The following is a 20,399-nucleotide window of genomic DNA, read 5'->3' as shown; positions in this document are numbered from 1 at the left end:
CCTTTATACATAAGATGAGATCCACTTTCTTACTGTAGTATAACACGTCTTAGTACCAGGTTCTAATACCAGAATCATTTTTTTGGAAAAAAATGAATTGGGTAAAAACAACCACAAAAAGAAAGAGCCTGATTTCAGACTCTTTCTCTTCACTGCAATCTTGATCTACAACTGGAGTTCTACCACTGTATAAGCCGCTTCCTGACCATTTACGAGCAACGCAATCCGATGCGTTCCCGCATAATGGCGACGAGTTGTCAGGTCTGCAAAACGGTGTGTCCGTGTACCTGTAAGATGGGTTCCTCCGGGGACCGTTTTGTCAGATAGCAAAAACAGTTTACGTGAAACTTGTCCTCTCGCCTTTACAAAGTCAATGCCGTACTCGATGCGGACTCGTACCGGGTCACCTTCACGAAGCTGAAGCGCGTAGCTCAACTCACAGCTATCACCAAGCTTTAGCACGGCAGGGTCTGTGGTGAAAGAGGCACCCGTGACCAACGGTCCCCCGTCTGTTTCATCCGCATAGCCGAACATTGCCATCACTTCGGGGATGGATTTGCGAATCAGGGTCCGGCAGCCATGACGCACAATCCAGTCGGTGTCAGGATGTGTCCCTTTCCACCGTTGAGCCGTAGCAATGACCACATCAGGATGATCCTTGGCAATATCGTTCAGGTTGTTGGCTACACTTTTACGTACATATAGTGATGGATCGGCTTTCAGTAATTCCAATACAGCCAATACTGGAGCAGGATCGCGCTTAAACACAGGCAACGCCTGTCCCCAGGGCAGCCGTGGACGGCAGCCTTCGCTGGCAAGACGGCGAACGTGCTCACTTTGATGTCCCGCCCAGGTCGTCATCTGCTGCATCATCCGTTCCGGTTCACGCAAGAGGAAGGGTCTTACGGCGAACTCCGCAGAGGACCTAGATGTGAATCGCTCCAGCGCCTTCATGGACAGGTCCCAATGCCCTTCTCCCTGTCCATACACCTCCACAAAATCGGGGAAAAACAAGTACGGAAAACCACTGCAATACTCATCTATAGTAAAAAGAATACCCAGAGCTTCTTCATAATTACTGGGCAAAAATGCCCCTAATGTTAACGAAATACGCCGTATTCGTTCTTTCAGCTCCAGCTCATCCCATTTTTTATCCATCACTTGATGGATAAATCCGATGGTATCGAACGGCCTGTATGCAGACTGTACTTTTTCACCGAATTGTTGAAGAAAATTCTCCGTGTACATATTTTTTAAGGGCTCAGCCATTATATATCTCCTTTTGAATGAGGTTGAGAGAATTGTAGCAAGGCATACTAAAAATGCCAAGTCCTATGATGAGGACCTGACATTTTTACATCAACACAAGAAATCGATTTAACTTATAATTCGTGTTGGGCAAACCAATTGGTAATGCGTTGCAGTCGTTCCACGCGAAGCTGCGGGTGCCCTTTTCGTGAAAGCTCGTGACTTGAAGCTGGAAAACGGACAAATTGCGTAGGTTTCCCCAAGCGACGCAATGCTGTAAACAGCTGTTCTCCCTGCTCTATAGGGCATCGCAGATCCTGCTCCCCATGTAATATGAGCAGCGGTGTGTTAATTTGCTGCACATAAGCCAGTGGAGATTGCCTCCACAAGAGCTCGCAATCCTCCCACGGATTCCCGCCGACTTCATCTTCAGTAAACGAGTACCCTATGTCGCTCACTCCATACATTGACAGCCAATTAGATATGGAGCGCTGGGTTACAGCTGCGCGGAAACGATCGGTATGGCCAACAATCCAGTTTGTCATAAAGCCACCATAGCTGCCCCCTGTTACACCCAGCCTTTCCGGATCAATGAATGGGAACTGGCGTATAGCCTCGTCCACTGCGCTCAGTAGATCAGTGTAATCGCGTCCGCCGTAATCTCTAAGGACGACATTGGTAAAAGACTGTCCGTACCCTCGACTTCCTCCGGGATTCGTGTAGATGACTGTATATCCCTGAGCGGCCAGCAACTGAAATTCATGAAAAAAAGAATTGGAATACATGGCATGAGGGCCACCGTGTATCTCCAAAATGGCAGGATAGGATACTCCCTCCTTAAACCCAGCAGGCTTCATTACCCATCCCTGCACCCGTCGGCCATCCTCAACCTCCGTCCAAAAGCACTCAGGCACACTAATCTCAATCTCATCAAGCAAAGAATCATTTACTCGTGTCAGCCGTTCCTCAGTTCCTGAATGAATCGCAATCCGGAACAAATCGCCTGGTAAAGTTACATCGGTGGAAGCGGCAATGATATGCTGCTCATCCGATGTAAGCTCGAATTGGTAAATTTCTCGTTCTCCTTGCGTTAAAATTTTAAAAGTTCCATCAAGAGCAAACTGATATACGTGCACATTTCCTTCACGTGTAACCAGCGTGTACAGGGATTGACCGTCCGCACTGAAGCGTGGTGGTCCTATATGAAGATGTGAACGCATGTCGCTCATACCCGCATTACCAAGGTGAGCGTCAAGCGTCTCACTAACGCATACTGCCTTCCCCCCACTGGAAGGAACCGTGTACAGTCGGGTCTGAGTAGCGCCTTTGGCATGTCGATCATGGCCGTAAAAGGCAATCGTTGAACCGTCGGGAGAATAAGCAGCACTCTCGATGTGCAGTTCAGAATGGGTCAGCTTAAGCGGTGCTGCGGCATCATCATTTGAAATCGCAGGAGTTATCGTAAACAAATCATTTAGTTCACGTAAATCCGTATCCTCTTTCGAATGTTCTGCTATTCTGGCGACGAATAAAATACGTTGAGCATCCGGTGACCACACAGGCTCTGCCACATCATAAGCGCCGGAAGTCAGTTGAACTGTGTGCCCCGAAGTCATATCCGTTACATACAAGTGATCACGAGTATCATCCCACAGTCCATAGCCGTCGGATTTAGCTTTCGTTCGATTAACAACTCGTCCCTTAAGTTGCGTCTCCTGAGTTCCTTCATCGGATATCGGGCTTGACGGGTTCTCGGCCGTTTTAGCTACAAACGATATGCAGGTCCCATTAGGAGACCAGGCTAATGAACGAACGTTGTTCTCTACGTATGTAAGCTGTCGTGCCTCTCCCCCGCGTTCTGGAATAATCCATACCTGGCGCTTGCCGTCTGTTGTACGGAGAAAAGCTAGTTGTGATCCGTCGGGTGACCAGACAGGCATTTCATCTTTCGGTCCGTATGTAAAGGGTAATGCGCTAGCGCCATCGGACGATAATAGCCAAATTCCTGAGTTATAATCTGTCCGTTCTTTATTAATATACTGTTCTACGTAAGCGATTTCACCACTAATAGGATGAATAACTGGATCGCTAACCCAGTGAAGTCGATATAAATCCTCGGCTGTTATACAGCGCTTGGTCGTGCTAAATTGCGAGTCGCCCAAAAAAATCCCTCCTTATATCATCAGATTCCACATTTTCAAATTTTAATTAATCCGATTAATTTTATGTGATTATAATAATTATACAATTACGTTACTCTTTTAATTTATTTCTGTCAATTTGTCCAAAATTAAAAAGCCCCTCTCTCAGTCGCTATCGACCAGAAAACACCGTTATTTCGGTTAATTTCATGAGAGAGGGTAACGTTATTCATCAATCATAACTGAAAATTCATTCGCTCCAAGCCCCTTTCAGCGAACGAATCGGCTTCGTCTGTTCCGGTTGATCGGGTCTAATTTTGGTTGGCTGTCTCGGCTTCATTTTTTTCACGAATGTAAGTGGAGAATAATTCAGGATTCACCACTTTACGCAGTAAATGCATCGTCCCGTCCCCTGTTCCATGGTCAAAAGCATGGATACGTTCATATCCCCAACGCTCGTACATGGATAGCAAATAGGGATGCTTTTCTGCAGTCGCCAGTGTTACTGCAGGAGCTCCCACCTGATCACGTATAATCGTTTGCTCTACCCAATTCAACAATTTTTTCCCATATCCTTTGCCCTGGGTAGCCGGGTCTACAGCAAACCACATCACAAACGGTAGATCGGTTATAAAATTAAGGGCTCTATTTTTGAGATGGCTAACGGTAGCCTGAATGACACCGTCTACTTCCAGCACATAGCAATCATTATTTTTAATATTTTCTTGAATGAGAGCAACGTCTGCCTGAGCGGCAGGCCATCGAAGCCCCAACTGCCGAATTGTTTCATACGCCTCATACGTCACATACTGCAATCTTTCTGCGTCCTCTTGGAGTGCCAGACGATAGATTTCACTCATACTAACCCGCCTCCTTATAGTGTTTTTATAAAACGCGTGAACCACTATATAATTATTCCTATCTATTTAATCAGATATAAAAGTTAACATAACTGTAGCATGCTCACCATCCAGCGACAAATTAATTTTTTCTATAACTCCATTTAAAATAACAATATCCCCTCGAAAGAGGGGCATTCGGTAAATCAAAGTCAACGCAAAAAAGCCCGAAAGCCGGGCCCCTTTACTTTCTTGACGAATAAAATGCTGTCCATGCCTCAGGCATTTTCAAACACAACATGTTTGCAGTGTTACTCCACAGGGGCAGTAAAGCTGCGTTTGGCAAACTCGCTGTCCAGCATATAAAAGGCGTTGCTGTCTCTTTCAATGCGTTTAAGCTTCTGGATAACACTGTCGAACAGCGCTTCTTCCTCGACTTGCTCATCAATAAACCATTTCAAGAAATGGATCGTTGCATGCTCACGTGCATCGAGGGCCAAGTCAGCCAAATGATAAAATTTTTGCGTGTTTTGCTGCTCATGCTTGTAGCCATGCTCAAATACGTCCAGCATGGAATCGTAGCTATTTTTGGGCTCTGGTAATGCAGCCAATGTAGCGCGTCCTCTACGATCATTAATGTATTTATACAGTTTCATGGCATGAAACCGTTCCTCCTCAGCTTGTACTAGGAAGAAGTTTGCAAACCCATCCAGACTTTCACTGGAGCAATAAGCAGCCATCGCCAAATATACGTGAGCGGAGTAAAATTCAAAGTTCATTTGCTCATTCAGAGCCTGTGCCAAATTGTCATTCATGTCTCAGGTCACCTCGGTCATGTATGTAATGATGTAACGATCATAGTGTACCACGAATCCGATCACAAAAAAACGGACGGAAATGAATTCAGTTCAGTGCTCTCACATTCCGCCCGCGATTTCCACACTCAGTTCGCAATCAAGGCTCCAGGCCCCAAACACGTTTGTCGTTTATATACAAAGGTGCTTTGTCCCAATCCGTATAAGAGGTCTTGGTAGAATCATAGGAAAAATCATCACTTTCGTTATAGTCGCTCCAGTCCGTCTTGTTCATGCGAATTTGAATATCTCCTGTATTTTCCCCTGCTGCCAGACTTCCCGCACCAGCTCCAAAGGAGATCTCCAGATAATAATCTGCACCTGTAACGACCTTATCCAGTTTCACAAAACGTCCCTGAACGTTACTACTACCCAACTGTGCATAGTCACAATGGAATTCCTGTGACTTGTCGCCATCTACGGTATAGTAGTATCTCAGCTTAACATTTTTCAGTTCGACAGCCTCTTTACCCTTGTTTACAACACGGAACAGTGGCCGAATCTGGTTATCTCCCGGATTAGTGTCGCCCACGCGGTATTGGGCAATCACGTCTCCCGTTGCTGGAATGGGAGCTGCCGTAGGCTTAGCACTGACCTCGACAGAATCCGGGCTGGTTCCTAAAGAATTTGTTGCATTTGCTACATAATAATAAGTGGTTTCATTCAGCACTCCTGTATCCTTGTAAGTGCTGTCTGTTACCGTTGCTACTGTGGTATAAGGACCACCACTGGTTGTCGAGCGCTTGACCGTATAGCTATCAGCACCCGTCGCTTTGCTCCAAGTGAGTGTAACCTGAGCATCCCCTGCGTTTGCCTTCACATTTGCCGGAGCTTTGGGAGCTGTCGGCTCGGTTGGTCCACTACCGTTAATGAGACGGTCATACTCAGCATAAGCCGTTGCCATATCGACTTGGGACCAGAAACGGTGATACGTAAATTCTGGAGCACCTTTATCCCATTTTTTGGTCTGATTGTTCCAAGAAGTCGTGTATTTATCTTTAAGATAGGACCATTGCGGATCTTTAGTGATATTAGGCCGGGTATCGCTATAGCTGGAATAGGTACCATTGCCGCCCTTGGACGGGTCAGAAGCGGTAGCGTCTGTGCCAGGGATCGTGTTGCCTTGTCCAGTCTTACCACTCCAGCCGTTCGGGATATACACTTCTTTAGTAAAATAACGATAATAATCCTCGCGAGCTTCCTTCGTTGTAATACCTATACCATCGTTATAACCCCATGCAGCATCAAGCAAAGCTTTAGACAGATCCTTAGCTTCCTTGCCTAACTCGGAATAGTCTCCTTTTTCAGCTTTCGTTCCAGCAGCAAAGAAAGTAAGTGCTTTAACATAGCTGCCCAGTACTCCGGCATCCTGCCCCGGATTCTTTGTTACCACATGGAGATTGGTATTCCCTTTATGATTGGCAAATCCGCTCCAGGTTTCAGGCTTTCCACTCCACTCCAGATTGCTCGGCAGCCAGAATTCGCCTTTAGCTGCTGTAGTAGCCACTTTCGGATTTTTGCCACCCAGAATACGCTTGCCTTGTGCATCCAAATAATATCCCTGCACGTCAGTCACAGGCCGTTCGTTGGCAAATACATAGTTCTTGGACCATGCGATCCAGTTTTCCGTCACTTGTTTAGCCATTTTAAACTGCTCGGACCAAGTATCCCCTTTCTTGGCTAAAATGTAGTACAGCTCGGCAACTCGCTCGACAGGCCAAGCCTGCATCCCGAACCAATTGTTCGACGGTGGATCGTTATATACAGGAGCCCCTGTATAAGCCATGCCATAAAAGGTGCTCGTGCCAGATGGATAAGCCTTGTAGGCACCATCCCAGCTATTCGTCGCTCCGCCTGCAATGGCCCCCTCATCAGATTGCAGCCAAGTATAAAACTCCAGTTGGCGCTTCAGCGAGGTCGCCCAGTCCTGTCCCGCCGTTGGAGAATTCGGTATTAATCCACCATCTTGATCGGACAACGCATAAGCTGCGACGACATTTTGGTAGCCCTGATGTGCATGACTGGCGCCGATACGCCAAGCCCAGTTGCCGCTTTGGCCCAGTCCGCCTCCCCAAGCCGTATACCACGCCATCAGGTAAAGGCTGGCATCCTTGCCCGTACCAGCAATAGGGGCACCGTTGGAAGCGCTTCCGGTTTTCTGGAAGTATTTATCGTACATACCGTAACGCAAAAAGTCTCCCATCTTTTTGGCTTTATTTAAATATACGGAGTTATCATATCCCAATTCCTTAGCCCAGTACATCGCTTGAACCGCCCGTGCATCCGCATCGGTGGCATTCGTGTAGCGCCATTGCTGTGCAGGGGCATTATTTTCCTTGGTGAACAGGCTCATAAAGCCTTCATTAGACTTCCCAAACTTATGATTATCTTGTGATGGATGCGGTACAGCCTCCCAGACCGATTCCTGTTCCCCGCGCTGGAAGGTGTTTACATAGGCTGCTGTATGCGATGGATTCAGAAGATTTCCGAAACCGTACCAATTATCCACGTCCAGCAACCAGTGCATCAGATATGTCTGGTTGTTGCCATAGGTTGCCTTCAGCTCAGAGTCCAGCGGATCCTTGCCAGCACCATACTGACCACTCAGGAGGCTCGGGTACTGATCCGGCTGCGAATATTCTGCTGCATAAGTGGCGGGGCTGTTCGGGTTATAGTTACTCATTGTCGGTTGCTCTTCCTTACCGTCGCCTTCATTAACAGGAATGATATATTTCTCCATGTTGTCCCACGCGGATTCCAAATGCCCCCAATCCCCGGTATAATGACCATACAGTACTTCCAGCCACATCCAGTAGCTGTACGCTTCCGAAGTCGTTAAGTGTCCGTAATCCGGAGCCTCGCTCATGAGCGTTTCAACGGAATGATAAGGTATGCCTTCTTTTGAAAAGTATCCGCTAGCCGGATCCTTCAGCTGTTTATACAATTGTAGAAAGCGTGTCGATTCCGGTGTTGCAGCTGATGCACGGTCGGGTTCTGCCTGAAATAAGCCCAAGGTTAACGGAAGTACCAAAATAGCTGACATGACCATAGAGACAGATTTCCTGAACACGGATTTTCTGCTGATCACTTTGCATTCATCCTCTCCATTATCAATTTTGACTTTACACAAGATTTTATTCCGAAAAATGACAGCACAAAAAGACAGCACCATCACCTCACTTTCCCATAAAAAAGGTGGAGGACACGCTGTCTATTGCTCCAAATGCTTCGCATTGGCCCTGGAAAAAATATACCACACTAGGCGCCAAATGAGAGTCGAAAAATTATATATGTTTAGAGTTTCACAAGGAAAATTGACGAAATCGATTGGAATCGGTACTATTTCACAGGGAGGCGTTAAAACATGAAAATTTTGCTATTGCTTGGTTGTATCGTGATGTTTTTAGCCGTAGCGCTTGGAGCGTTCGGCGCACACGCATTGAAAAAGAGACTTTCCGCAGACATGATGAGCATATTCCAGACAGGAATTCAATATCAAATCGCTCATGGACTGGGTTTGCTGCTGCTTGGAGTTCTTGCTGACAGACTTGTCCATTCTTCTCTCATCGTAACCGCAGGCTGGGTTATGCTGGTGGGTATTCTCCTGTTTTCCGGCAGTCTGTATGCCCTTAGTGTATCCGGTGTGAAAAAGCTTGGAGCAATCACCCCATTTGGCGGGTTGGCTTTTTTGGCAAGCTGGGTCATTGTGATCGTGGCGGTTGTGCAGGGTTAAACAAGGGTAAAGAAACAGAGACTTGGAAAAGGAGGCGCTTCCAAGTCTCTCGAATTATTAACGTAGCATTCCTGAGTATTATGAAAGAATACATTATTTCGTCTGCACTTGTTGCGCTTTCTGAGCGGCTATCCGGTGTCCTTCGATATAACGTCTGGATTCAGCCATCTCATGCTCCTGAGCAGCTTCCATAATAATATGAACCCCCGGCTTGTACTGCTCCAGCAGTTCCATGTAGAGGCCATAGTTCATGTCTCCAAAACCCGGCGGCACCGTCTCAATTTCACCCGACGATGACAAACGCCGGTCTTTGGCATGCGCAGCGATAATCCGGGGGCCCAGCAGTTGGAAAGCTTCCCGAATGATCTCATCCTGCTGCGCCATATTTTCCGTTTTCAGCAGATTACCTGGATCAATCACAACACCGATGTGTGAAGAGGGCACTTCCTCCAGAAAGGTAGCCAACTCTACGGCAGTTCCTACCAAGTGATCGTTTGCAGCTTCCAATCCTACGAATACGCCCCACTTCTCCGCTTCATCTGCTAATTCACGCACTACTTCCCTTACAACTCTCCAGTCACGTTCCGTATAGGCGGTACCATCCTCATTACGTCCCACTTCGGCTGCAACCATGGGTGCTCCTAACAGACCCGCATATCGGATCAGCTCTTTAAAGCGCTCTACATTTTCACGCAGCAATTCCTCATCCTGTACAAAAAAATGCAAATAGCACCCGAGCACCGAGATGGAAACACCATGCTTACGAAATTCTTCTGCTATAGACAGTGCCAATCCCGGATTGAACTTACCCGGTTTATTAAAATCCACATCACTGATCGCTCTCCACGGAGCCAGCTGAACATGAGTAAAGCCCGCTGCGCCTACCTTTGCAGCCAATTCGCGATAAGGCAACTTGCCAAACAAATGTGCCAATACACCTACTGTCACTAAAATTCACCTCTTATTTTTATTTTTGTATGCTACTTGTTACCGTAATCTGCTCCAAGGTCTCATTGATGATGTGCGTAATCCGCTCCACTTCATCATGAATAAAAAAGTGTCCTCCCTCAAAGGTAAACATACGAAATTGCTGATCCGTATGCTGTGCCCATGCCTCCGCATCTTGTAAGGTCACCGTGTTATCGGTCATTCCCGTCAAAGCGGTGATAGGACAATGTAAAAGTGCGGCTTTAGCCGTGTACTTATACAACTCAACAGCTTTGAAATCCGCTCTTAACACGGGCATAAAATAGTCGTATAATTCCTGATTGTCAAAAATCGCTTCCGAAAGCTGACCGTACTGCTGCAAATGCGTCCTGAACTGATCTGCGGGCAGATCGTGTAACCACGGGGAATTTCTTGGGACATGCGGTGCCCGTCCACCCGAAACGAACAGATGAGCAGGCTTGCCATATCCACCGGCCACCAGCTTGTAGTACAGCTCGAATGAGATCATCGTCCCCATACTGTGGCCGTATATGGCATAAGGATTGCCGGGGGCTATCTCTTCGCTGATCTTGTGCATCAGATCCTCGCTCATCTCCTCAATGCTTTCCTTTAGCGGTTCCCCAGAACGAATACCCCTGCCCGCTAATTCCAGTGGAACAAGCTTAATCTGCGGAAGTAGCGACTTTTTCCATTTGAAGCTGACCGACGCCGATCCGCCTGCATATGGGATGAAAAATAATGTGATAGGTGCCATTCTTGCAACCTCCTGCCTTGCTAAGTTCTAACTTTTTCATTTTAGCATAAAAAGGTATATTTACCCATTTCAAATATTTTGCAAATCCCAGAAGAAAGGTTGAGAAAATCAAGCGCATTTTACATAAAGAGGGGAATATCTTCCTAAAGGAAGAACGGCTTCATGTTTGAATATAATCATGTATTGGGCCTTTTATTTTTTCAAATCGAGAGGAGTTCTGCGCCATGAAGTATGGTTTCTTCGATGATGTCAATCAAGAATATGTCATCCACACCCCTCAAACCCCTTATCCTTGGATTAATTATTTAGGTAATGAACGATTTTTTGGACTGATTTCCAATACAAGTGGCGGCTATGCATTTTACCGGGATGCTCGCTTACGTCGCTTAACACGTTACCGTTACAATAATATTCCTGTCGATAACGGTGGTCGTTATTTTTATATTTATGATGATGGGGATTATTGGACTCCAGGCTGGATGCCGGTCAAACGGGAGCTGGAGCAGTATGAATGCCGCCATGGACTTGGTTATACCTCAATTATGGGAGAACGCAACGGTATTCGAGCCACGCAGCTGGCTTTTGTACCCCTATCCTTTGACGGCGAGGTCCATCAGGTTAAGCTTCAGAACACATCGTTACAAACCAAAAAGATCAAACTCTTTTCGTTCGTGGAATTTTGTCTGTGGAACGCCTATGACGATATGACCAACTACCAGCGCAACTTGAACACGGGCGAGGTTGAGATACAGGACTCTGTCATTTATCACAAAACGGAATACCGTGAACGCCGCAATCACTATGCTTTTTTCTCTGCTAATCGTCCGCTAGCGGGTTATGATACAGATCGTGAAGCTTTTCTGGGACTCTACAACGGATTAGATCAGCCTCAAACGGTCGCCGCTGGGCAAGCCTCGAACTCTATTGCCAGCGGATGGTCCCCTGTCGGATCACATTGCATTGAGATCACGCTGGAGCCAGGCAAAGAAACAAGCTGTAACTTTATACTCGGTTATGTGGAAAATCCCGAGGAAGAGAAATGGGAGTCCCACGGTGTTATTAATAAAAAACAGGCACATGCCATGATTGCGCAGTTTGCGGATGAAACCGATGTAAAACAAGCTTTGAGTGAACTCCGAGCCTATTGGTACAATCTGCTGTCCAAGTACACCCTTCAAAGCCACGACGACAAGCTGAACCGAATGGTAAACATATGGAACCCGTATCAATGCATGGTTACATTCAATATGTCACGTTCAGCTTCGTATTTTGAATCTGGTATCGGACGTGGTATGGGCTTCCGGGATTCAAATCAAGATTTGCTCGGTTTCGTCCACCAAATACCGGAGCGGGCACGGGAACGGATTATCGACATTGCCTCTACTCAATTTGAAAACGGCGGAGCTTATCATCAGTACCAACCGTTAACCAAAAAAGGAAACCACGAGGTTGGCGGTGGCTTTAACGACGATCCGTTATGGCTTATTGTCGGTACCGCAGCGTATATCAAAGAAACGGGAGACTTTGGCATACTGGACGAACAAGTGCCCTTTGACGGAAATGTAGAGCGTGCGGCTACGCTGTTTGAACATTTGAAGCGTTCTTTTTACCATGTAATAAATAATCTTGGTCCGCATGGTCTTCCACTCATTGGCCGAGCTGACTGGAACGATTGTCTGAATCTCAATTGTTTTTCCGCTACACCCGATGAGTCCTATCAGACAACACAGAATTTGGAGGGCCGAGTAGCTGAATCCGTGTTTATCGCCGGACTATTCGTATATACGGGACCGGATTTTATTGAGCTCTGCAAGCGCAGAGGTTTGGATGCAGAAGCGTCCACAGCTCAAGCCCATGTGGATCGTATGCGAGCAGCTACATTGGAGCATGGTTTTGACGGGGAATGGTTCTTACGTGCGTATGACCATTATGGAGACAAAATCGGAAGCAAGGATTGTGAGGAAGGTCAAATTTTCATTGAACCTCAAGGTTTCTGTGTCATGGCAGGAATTGGTGTTGAAGAAGGCCTGGCACATAAAGCTCTCGATTCTACACGTGATCGACTGGAAACTCCCTACGGCATCGTGCTGCAACATCCATCTTATTCCCGTTACTACATCAATCTGGGTGAAATCTCATCTTACCCACCCGGGTATAAGGAAAATGCCGGTATTTTCTGCCATAATAACCCGTGGATTATGATGGCGGAAGCCGTAATAGGACGTGGGGATCGCGCTTTCGAGCTATATAGCAAAATTGCACCTGCCTATCTGGAGGACATCAGCGACATTCACCGCACCGAGCCGTATGTGTATGCTCAAATGATTGCGGGCAAGGATGCTGTTCGTGAAGGCGAAGCCAAAAATTCCTGGCTGACGGGTACAGCGGCGTGGAATTTTATAGCTATTACTCAATCCATCCTCGGTATCCAGCCGGAATGGGACGGTCTGCGTATTGACCCGTGCATTCCTATAGCCTGGGACGAATTCACAGTCACCCGCGTCTTCCGTGGCGATACCTACGTGATCCATATCACGAATCCACAGCATGTCTCCAAGGGTGTAGCTACGGTTACTGTAGACGGTACCCTCCTTACGAATAATATTCTGCCGGTTGCAGCGGACGGGGCTATCCACCAAGTAAAAGTGTTACTAGGTTAACAAGTTCATGGCCTTCAAAAAAATTAGCTTCAACTTCATCACATAGTATCTTATAATACGAGAATGGCTAAAGATACATTAAGTGTGGTGACATCATGAACAAGACAAAACGGCTTACTCAAACCATGGATTACAAAACAAAGCAAGCCCACTGGGTACGCAAAATGTTATTACTGTATTGGATGATTATAGCTGTACATTTTATCGTCCAGCTGGGCAGCTACTTATTTCTTGATTACGCCGCTTCGCCTTATGAATTTTACGTCGGAACCCTGATTGTTCCTACGCTAATCATGAGTGGTTCCAACTTACTGGCAGAGTTGGCTCATTTTAAATTTAACAGGTATTCTTTTGCGATCCTGTTTATGGCAAGCACCGTCATTTGCTGGATGATTATTCGTCTAAATTATGATATCCGGATTATTCCTGCGCTATGTTTGTTGCCTATTTTCTCTTCTATTCTGTTCTTCAATCGTCGCTTAATATGGCTTTCCTTTGTATTGCAAGTGGTCGTCTTTTTTCTGTTGCTGGCAGCAGATGGATCATTCCGCAGCTATTTGTCAGACTTTGATATTGTGGCGATTCCAACCTTTTTGATTATGTCCACCTTTCTTGCTCTCATTATTCAGGCCAGCGGCCGCGATTTGTTAGTGGATTTGTATAAAACAAAGCGTGCCCAACAGGAATTAATGATCAGTAATGCGATTATCAGCAAAATGTCAATGACTGATGGTTTGACAAAGCTGTACAATCATTTGTCCTTTCAAAACTTTTATGAAAAAGCACTCGAATATGCCGAACAAGGAGCGATCATCCATCTGGCGTTAGTGGATATTGATAATTTCAAGAAGATCAATGACACTTACGGACACCAGTTCGGAGATAAAATTTTGGAAGGCATCTCGCAAATCATTACAGAACAGATTACCGCAAATGACATTGCAGCTCGCTATGGCGGTGAGGAATTTGCTATTTTGATGTTCGAGCATACTTTCGAAGAAGCTTATCAGATCGTCGAAAACATCCGGCGTGAAGTGGAGAAAATGACCTTTCATGAGAAATTGCAAATCGTTTCTGTAACCGTAAGCATTGGACTGAAAAGCTATACAGAGGAAATGAACAAAGATAAAGATGTATTTTTTCAGCAAGCAGATGACTATCTGTACCAAGCTAAGCGCTCCGGGAAAAACAAAATTGTTGCTCTTAATCATATCGCTTAATGTAAAAACACTTCATTTGATGAGACTCCGGCTTGCCGGAGTTTTCTTGTATATAGAGCTTAAAATGTAATAGAGTTGACAATTCCATAAGTTGAAACTAAAATCGTTACATATGTATTGGTTATTTACTTACGATAAATAAGTTCGAAGGAGATGGTTTTTAAATGTCAACCCTCGTTATTGTCGTTCACCCTGATCTTGCGGAATCTCGCATTAACAAAAGATGGGTGCAAGAACTCAAGAAACAATCCGGCGTGACCGTTCACAACCTGTATGAAGTATATCCGGATGAGCAAATCAATGCCGCCCAGGAGCAGGAACTGCTAGAGCAGCATGACCGTATCGTTCTGCAATTCCCTTTTTACTGGTACAGCACTCCTTCCCTACTGAAAAAATGGCTGGATAAGGTTCTAACCTACGGCTGGGCTTATGGGAGCGAAGGTGGCAAGCTACAGGGCAAAGAGTTGTTGATTGCCTTGTCTGCTGCCAGTGTTGAGGAAAACTATCAACATGACGGACGGAATAGGTATACGATCGAAGAGCTACTGAGACCTCTGGAAGCTACAGGCCATATGATTGGTGTCAAATTGCTCCCTTATTTCGTACAATATGGTGCTGCAGTACTGACCGATGAGCAACTAGACCAATCCGCACAAAAATACGCGCAAACAGTTATTTCTTAATTTTTTACTAGAAAGCCCCTTGGACGGCGCCTGTCATACCTGCTTTACAGCAGACGGCAGCTCCAACCAAGGGGCTTTACTGATTGATTACATCGTAACCAAGGTACTGGTTACCTGTGCCATGCTTTCTTTAATAATGTCGCAGCCCTTACGCAAGTTTTCCAAGCTTATCGTTAACGCTGGCATAATTTTAATTACTGTATCGTTACGCCCAGCACGCTCAACAATGAGTCCCCTACTAAAGCAGAGAGTCGTTACCTCCTTGGCGAACGCTTCTCCCAGATGAGATACATCAATCCCCCAGATCAATCCCATGCCGCGAATTTCAATAAGAGGATCTATGGATTGGATTTGTTCACGCAAGAACTGCTGAACAAAAGCCTCTTTTTCCTTCACTTGTGCTTCCAGCTCTACCGTATCTCTGAACTCCAGCGCAGCCTTTGCCCCGACAAAAGCAAGCTGATTTCCACGGAAGGTGCCGTTATGCTCACCTGGACTCCATATATCCAATTCTGGCTTGAGCAGCAATAGAGACATGGGCAAACCGTATCCACTGATCGACTTGGACAAAACAACCATATCAGGAACGATTCCCGCCCGCTCGAATGAGAAGAACGAACCAACTCGACCGCAACCGACTTGAATATCGTCCACAATAAGCAAAATATCATGATCATCGCACAACTGTCGCAAATCACGCAGCCATTCGGTATCTGCAATATGAATGCCGCCTTCAGCCTGTACCGTTTCCAAAATGATCGCGGCAGGCTTTTCCACACCTGAATGGGTGTCTGTTAAAAGCTGCTCCATATACAAAATGGTATCCATTCCGTTAAATGTGCTGTTATAAGGTATAAAGGTAACATTGTTCAGGGGAACCCCTGCGCTCTCTCGCATGGAGGTGTTGCTGGTAATCGATAAACTACCCAGCGACATTCCGTGGAACGCACCCATAAAGGCAAAAATACCATTTCTGTTTTTCACCTTGCGTGCAAGTTTCAGTGCTGCTTCCACCGCATTGGTTCCGGTTGGTCCGCAAAATTGCAGCTTATAATTCAAGCCCTTGGGCTGGAGAATACGCTCTGAAAAAGACTCCATAAACTCTTGCTTGGCCGTCGTGTACATATCCAGACCATGCATAATCCGATCGGATGTTAAATAATCCAATAACCGGTTTTTCATAAAATCATTATTATGCCCATAGTTCAAAGCCCCTGCCCCGGCAAAAAAGTCAATGTAACCCTTGCCTGTCTCCGTGTACAGTACATCGTTTTTAGCTTTGTTGAATACAACTGGAAAACTTCTGCAATAGGATCTTACATTGGACTCCAGCGCTTCGAATGTGTTCATGATCTCTCGTCCTCCCGCTGACCTGATTTTAAAAACATACAAGCATGGAAAGCAAAAAAAGTGTAAATATGTAATCTAAATGAGAAGACAGTCTGAATTCACAATGGGATATCCACACCAAAGAATCATGAGTACGATTACAAGAACAATTAAAGTACTAAAATTAAATACAGAGATAGCACATGAGAGTAGATTAGTAGAAGATTAAATAGTGGGTTTTTCTAAGAGGCCTATCAGAGGATGTCAACTCCTATGTAATAAAATACCATAATTTTCATTTAAGTCAATGCATGTTTCTGAGATGTTTTGTTAAATTTTTGTAATTTATCATCAGCGGCTTGTAGTATATTGTTAAAATAAAACGAAAAATGTCGTATTATAGTGATAAATCTCAAAAATAGTACATTTCCATATCAAATAGATATACATCTGGACTAATTGTCCACAGGATTGTCACAACAAACCTGATCTTTTGACAGACTGTCCAAAGGAGTTTACTCTATCAACAGAACCTGTCAAAACTTGTTGTAAACATTGCAGTTATCCTAACTATTTGGCTCGAATTTGATAGAAAGATAAGGAAATATGATCATGTCTAATGTTTTGATTATTGAAGATGACAATATGCTGGGAGATACCCTTTCCTTGTATTTAATAGGAGAAGACTACAACGTTACTCGAGTGGAACAAGCGTCTGAGGGTATTGCCAGGCTTAAGGTCGTACAGCCCGATATTATTTTGTTGGATCTGCTGCTTCCAGATTTGGATGGCGTGAATCCCTGCCCACTGATACGCAAGCATACGGACGTCCCCATCATCGTGATTTCTACAGAAAACAACATATCAGAGCGCATTCGTACACTTACGTTGGGAGCAGATGATTATATTTGCAAGCCTTTTAGTATGCAAGAGCTAAAAGCACGGATGGAGGCTCTTTTTCGTCGTATTGAAATCACGCGCTTACAAGGAAGTGGCAGAGCACCTGAACCTGAAACGGGCATTACTTTGGATCTAGCGAGAAGAGTGATTACCGTTAACGGACAAAATGTGGAGACAACATATTCAGAATTTGAGCTTATGAAGCTTTTTTATTTGAACCGGGGAATTGTATTCAGCAGGTATGCTTTAATTCAGGCTCTCCGTGGCACAGACTCCTTTATTAACGAGAGGGCCGTGGACGTACATATTAACCATTTACGCAGAAAAATCGAAAAAGACCCTAAGAAACCGCAATTGATTAAGACCATCTGGGGAATCGGCTACAAATTTATGCAATAACACGGTCAGCTCCAAGGAAGTGATGACTTGATTTGGTTAATATCCTTCTGAACCGTGCTCAGATGCTCTTTCCAGTCTGGATACAGTTCTCCTGTTGAGGTTTCATTGCTGCGCTTCAATGCCTTTTCCAGCTCTATAACCTTTGCCAGCAACTCAGGCGCGCACAGGTTCCCCGTTCCTCCCTTAAGCGAGTGGATTAATCGAAGAGCAGAAGATAACTGTCCATTGTCCATTTTTCTCACAACTCTTTTATCGAGATACTGGTATTCCTGTATCCATTTGTAAAGGGCAAATTGAAAAATATACACCTTGCCATCCATACCTGCTATCGACTGCTCAGCGTGAATACCATGTAAATCTTGCAGCCACGCTAAATTAATCCAGCTAGTTAACACTCTAGCAGCGGTCAGTTCATGGACAGGCTTGAGCAACACGGCATTAATACCGGCACGAAGACAAACTTCCTGTTCATGCTGCACAGCATCAGCGGTAAAAGCGATAATGGGAAGCCTGTTAAAAGCTTTGTTTCTCCGAATATGTCTCGCCGTCTCAAAACCATCCATCTCTGGCATATGCAAATCAAGCAGCACCATATCCCAGTAACGCAGTTCAAGTAACGCTATTAGTTCCCTTCCGTTTGTGACCATCGTTACCTCAAAGTTACGCTCTGCTAAAAACTCGGTAATCACCACCTGGTTAATTTCGTTATCCTCTGCTATGAGAATTTGATACTTTTGTGTTGTATCCCCTATCTCATTGCGGGAACTCATCGTCGCATGAGTCTCCAGAGTATTACCATCTGCAGGCACTGAATCTTCCTTCTTCCAGCAGAGAACCTCCAGCAGAGCGTTCCGGGTAACGGGCTTGGACAAAAAGGCATCCACACTATGATCCATGTCCCCTGCAGCTATTTTTTCCATCTGAAACACGGTTGTAAGTCCAATGATCTGAGTTATCTGCTTATCCAGCATTTGAAGCCACTGCCTCCGGGAGTCCAGTTCTCTCAAACCTTCCATCCCCATATCAATGATAACATAATCAAAATGCTCACCCTTTTGAAAAGCATCCACACTTTCTTGGAAGGATGAAATAGTGAATGTTTTTAATCCCAAGTCTTGCAGTAGTTCGTTCAAGCTGTATCTCACCAGTTCATGCTGCGCAACAATTAGGGCTTTGCCTTTGATTTGTTTTTCTATTCGTGTGCTTCCTGCATTCAATTCCCCAGTTTCCAGCTCGACATTAAAGTGAAATTGACTGTACTCTCCTAATCGGCTTTTCACCTCTACTTTCCCCCCCATAGCTTCAGCCAAATGCTTGCTAATGGCCAAACCCAGCCCAGAGCCCCCATATCTGCGGCTGGTTGCTGTACTCGCCTGGATAAAAGGGACGAATAGCTTGTCCATACACGTCTCGGAAATTCCTATGCCCGTATCTTCTACCATAAAAGAAACGCCTACTCGCCCTTCCTGCTGACTTAGCATTTTTACCTGTAACAATACATGTCCCTGATCCGTAAACTTGATGGCGTTGGTCAGAAGATTTGAAAGCACCTGCTCGATTCGAAGCGGGTCTCCCTTCAAGCTTTTCGGTAACGCCGGGTCCATTATAAATAGAACCTCTATTTCCTTATCTTCAAGTAAAGTTCCAACGGTATCTGCGAGATGCCGAAGCATTTTTTCCGGCTCGAATTCTACCTTTTCCAGTTCCAGACTGCCGGCTTCCATTTTGGAAAAGTCCAATACGTTACTGAGCATGGATGAAAGGGTACGAGAGGAAGCGAGAAGCTTGTGGAGGTAATCTCTTTGAACGGCAGTCAGTTCAGTCTTATTTAACAGCTTTGACAGACCGATGATTCCATTCAGCGGGGTGCGGATTTCGTGACTCATATGAGCCAAAAAAATGCTTTTCGCACGGTTAGCCTCGTCCACTTCCTTTCTCTTCTGCTCTGAGGCTTTACACTCCGTAATATCCAATGCGTGACCGATAACAGAGCTAGTAACCCCGTCCTCCATAACCGGATGTAAGGTAATGAGAGCCGAATATTCCCAAAACTCCAATTCAAATACGGTCCGATCACCGAACCAGGCCTGTTTGTAGTATTGGCAAAGCTGCTCCATCGTTTCAGAGGAAAGCTCCAAAATGTCCCCAAGACGCTTCACATGCTCCCTTTTATTGTAGTTGACTTGCATATTCAGACCCACGCGCTCCAGCAATTCACCTTCAAGCAGCCTATAATAAAATTCATTACCGCTTTTCTCCAGCTTGAAGGTAAAGCCAGGTTGAACACCTAGTAAATTCAGCAGATCACGGTCTTTGTTTAACAAACGTTGTCCATATGTATACTTAGCGGTGGTTAAAGTGTGCACAAACAGAGTCATGAACATTAGACCCATCCCTAACTCTAGCACGCAGGTCAACGGTGTTTTATCGCTTATGCCAAAACATAAGAACAAAATTCCCGCTCCTCCATAAAATACACCTGTGATCGCCTGACGAACAAGTTGACGCTGAAAAACCAAAACTAACAATAAAATCACGATAGCACATAGCACTAAATCTCGAACCAAATGTTCACCACTCCTATAATCTTCCATTTTTAGAATATATCAAAAACACAAAAAAAACTCAGGACAGATTCCTTATGCCATAAGGCTTAAAGAACTGTCCCGAGCATTCATTGTACTATAGATT

At 45.3% G+C, this 20,399-nt stretch carries 14 protein-coding genes; 5 read left to right on the top strand and 9 right to left on the bottom strand.

From position 1 onward, the window contains the following. Positions 1-165: 165 nt before the first annotated feature. From MKX46_RS01805 to MKX46_RS01785, 5 genes are all read right to left on the bottom strand, one after another. Entirely contained in the window at positions 166-1,269 is a 1,104-nt protein-coding gene (locus MKX46_RS01805; RefSeq protein WP_341070816.1) for a DNA alkylation repair protein, read from the bottom strand. 113 nt (positions 1,270-1,382) lie between these two features. Next, complete coding sequence (locus MKX46_RS01800) at positions 1,383-3,410, bottom strand: S9 family peptidase (RefSeq protein ID WP_341070815.1); 2,028 nt, start codon at positions 3,408-3,410, stop codon at positions 1,383-1,385. A gap of 290 nt (positions 3,411-3,700) precedes the next feature. Then, positions 3,701-4,249: a GNAT family N-acetyltransferase gene (locus tag MKX46_RS01795; protein ID WP_029515029.1), complete on the bottom strand. Its 549-nt coding sequence runs from the start codon at positions 4,247-4,249 to the stop codon at positions 3,701-3,703. A 290-nt stretch (positions 4,250-4,539) separates the two neighbouring features. Beyond that, complete coding sequence (locus MKX46_RS01790) at positions 4,540-5,043, bottom strand: ferritin (RefSeq protein ID WP_029515030.1); 504 nt, start codon at positions 5,041-5,043, stop codon at positions 4,540-4,542. 139 nt (positions 5,044-5,182) lie between these two features. Then, positions 5,183-8,131 (bottom strand): glycoside hydrolase family 48 protein, encoded by a 2,949-nt coding sequence (locus MKX46_RS01785; protein ID WP_341071892.1) that lies wholly within the window; start codon positions 8,129-8,131, stop codon positions 5,183-5,185. A 315-nt stretch (positions 8,132-8,446) separates the two neighbouring features. Between MKX46_RS01785 and MKX46_RS01780 the strand changes: the two genes are divergently transcribed. Next, positions 8,447-8,815 carry a DUF423 domain-containing protein gene (locus MKX46_RS01780; RefSeq protein WP_029515033.1) on the top strand — a complete coding sequence of 123 codons (369 nt, stop codon included), beginning with the start codon at positions 8,447-8,449 and terminating at the stop codon, positions 8,813-8,815. A gap of 93 nt (positions 8,816-8,908) precedes the next feature. Here the strand turns inward: MKX46_RS01780 and MKX46_RS01775 are convergent, their stop codons facing one another. Both MKX46_RS01775 and MKX46_RS01770 read right to left on the bottom strand, forming a co-directional pair. Continuing rightward, on the bottom strand, positions 8,909-9,763 hold the full coding sequence (locus tag MKX46_RS01775) for a sugar phosphate isomerase/epimerase family protein (RefSeq protein ID WP_039275066.1): 855 nt from the start codon (positions 9,761-9,763) through the stop codon (positions 8,909-8,911). Between the two features lie 19 nt (positions 9,764-9,782). Then, positions 9,783-10,517, bottom strand: a complete 735-nt coding sequence (locus MKX46_RS01770) for a thioesterase II family protein (protein ID WP_341070814.1) — start codon at positions 10,515-10,517, stop codon at positions 9,783-9,785. Between the two features lie 224 nt (positions 10,518-10,741). Between MKX46_RS01770 and MKX46_RS01765 the strand changes: the two genes are divergently transcribed. The 3 genes from MKX46_RS01765 (at position 10,742) to MKX46_RS01755 (ending at position 15,080) form a co-directional block, all read left to right on the top strand. Then, positions 10,742-13,177 carry a GH36-type glycosyl hydrolase domain-containing protein gene (locus tag MKX46_RS01765; RefSeq protein ID WP_341070813.1) on the top strand — a complete coding sequence of 812 codons (2,436 nt, stop codon included), beginning with the start codon at positions 10,742-10,744 and terminating at the stop codon, positions 13,175-13,177. Positions 13,178-13,272: 95 nt separating this feature from the next. Continuing rightward, on the top strand, positions 13,273-14,397 hold the full coding sequence (locus MKX46_RS01760; RefSeq protein ID WP_341070812.1) for a GGDEF domain-containing protein: 1,125 nt from the start codon (positions 13,273-13,275) through the stop codon (positions 14,395-14,397). A 164-nt stretch (positions 14,398-14,561) separates the two neighbouring features. Next, complete coding sequence (locus tag MKX46_RS01755; protein WP_341070811.1) at positions 14,562-15,080, top strand: NAD(P)H-dependent oxidoreductase; 519 nt, start codon at positions 14,562-14,564, stop codon at positions 15,078-15,080. Positions 15,081-15,167: 87 nt separating this feature from the next. Here the strand turns inward: MKX46_RS01755 and ectB are convergent, their stop codons facing one another. Next, positions 15,168-16,430, bottom strand: a complete 1,263-nt coding sequence (ectB, locus tag MKX46_RS01750) for a diaminobutyrate--2-oxoglutarate transaminase (protein ID WP_341070810.1) — start codon at positions 16,428-16,430, stop codon at positions 15,168-15,170. Positions 16,431-17,021: 591 nt separating this feature from the next. Here ectB and MKX46_RS01745 point away from each other — a divergent pair. Continuing rightward, positions 17,022-17,708: a response regulator transcription factor gene (locus tag MKX46_RS01745; protein ID WP_341070809.1), complete on the top strand. Its 687-nt coding sequence runs from the start codon at positions 17,022-17,024 to the stop codon at positions 17,706-17,708. A gap of 5 nt (positions 17,709-17,713) precedes the next feature. On the opposite strand, the gene MKX46_RS01740 is transcribed toward MKX46_RS01745, so the two are convergent. Continuing rightward, the gene (locus tag MKX46_RS01740) at positions 17,714-20,275 is read right to left on the bottom strand and encodes a response regulator (RefSeq protein WP_341070808.1); all 2,562 of its coding nucleotides are present in this window, start codon (positions 20,273-20,275) and stop codon (positions 17,714-17,716) included. Positions 20,276-20,399 lie beyond the last annotated feature (124 nt).

This window comes from Paenibacillus sp. FSL P4-0113, from assembly GCF_038009305.1.
Classification (GTDB): Bacteria; Bacillota; Bacilli; order Paenibacillales; family Paenibacillaceae; genus Paenibacillus; species Paenibacillus polymyxa_D.
This window is presented reverse-complemented; position numbering and strand designations above follow the sequence as displayed.

What these genes read in the sequence shown, in the direction of transcription:
- MKX46_RS01805 (WP_341070816.1), bottom strand. Translation starts at nt 1,269, where the DNA reads ATGGCTGAGCCCTTAAAAAATATGTACACGGAGAATTTTCTTCAACAA.
- MKX46_RS01795 (WP_029515029.1), bottom strand. Translation starts at nt 4,249, where the DNA reads ATGAGTGAAATCTATCGTCTGGCACTCCAAGAGGACGCAGAAAGATTG.
- MKX46_RS01790 (WP_029515030.1), bottom strand. Translation starts at nt 5,043, where the DNA reads ATGAATGACAATTTGGCACAGGCTCTGAATGAGCAAATGAACTTTGAA.
- MKX46_RS01785 (WP_341071892.1), bottom strand. Translation starts at nt 8,131, where the DNA reads ATGGTCATGTCAGCTATTTTGGTACTTCCGTTAACCTTGGGCTTATTT.
- MKX46_RS01780 (WP_029515033.1), top strand. Translation starts at nt 8,447, where the DNA reads ATGAAAATTTTGCTATTGCTTGGTTGTATCGTGATGTTTTTAGCCGTA.
- MKX46_RS01770 (WP_341070814.1), bottom strand. Translation starts at nt 10,517, where the DNA reads ATGGCACCTATCACATTATTTTTCATCCCATATGCAGGCGGATCGGCG.
- MKX46_RS01765 (WP_341070813.1), top strand. Translation starts at nt 10,742, where the DNA reads ATGAAGTATGGTTTCTTCGATGATGTCAATCAAGAATATGTCATCCAC.
- MKX46_RS01760 (WP_341070812.1), top strand. Translation starts at nt 13,273, where the DNA reads ATGAACAAGACAAAACGGCTTACTCAAACCATGGATTACAAAACAAAG.
- MKX46_RS01755 (WP_341070811.1), top strand. Translation starts at nt 14,562, where the DNA reads ATGTCAACCCTCGTTATTGTCGTTCACCCTGATCTTGCGGAATCTCGC.
- ectB (WP_341070810.1), bottom strand. Translation starts at nt 16,430, where the DNA reads ATGAACACATTCGAAGCGCTGGAGTCCAATGTAAGATCCTATTGCAGA.
- MKX46_RS01745 (WP_341070809.1), top strand. Translation starts at nt 17,022, where the DNA reads ATGTCTAATGTTTTGATTATTGAAGATGACAATATGCTGGGAGATACC.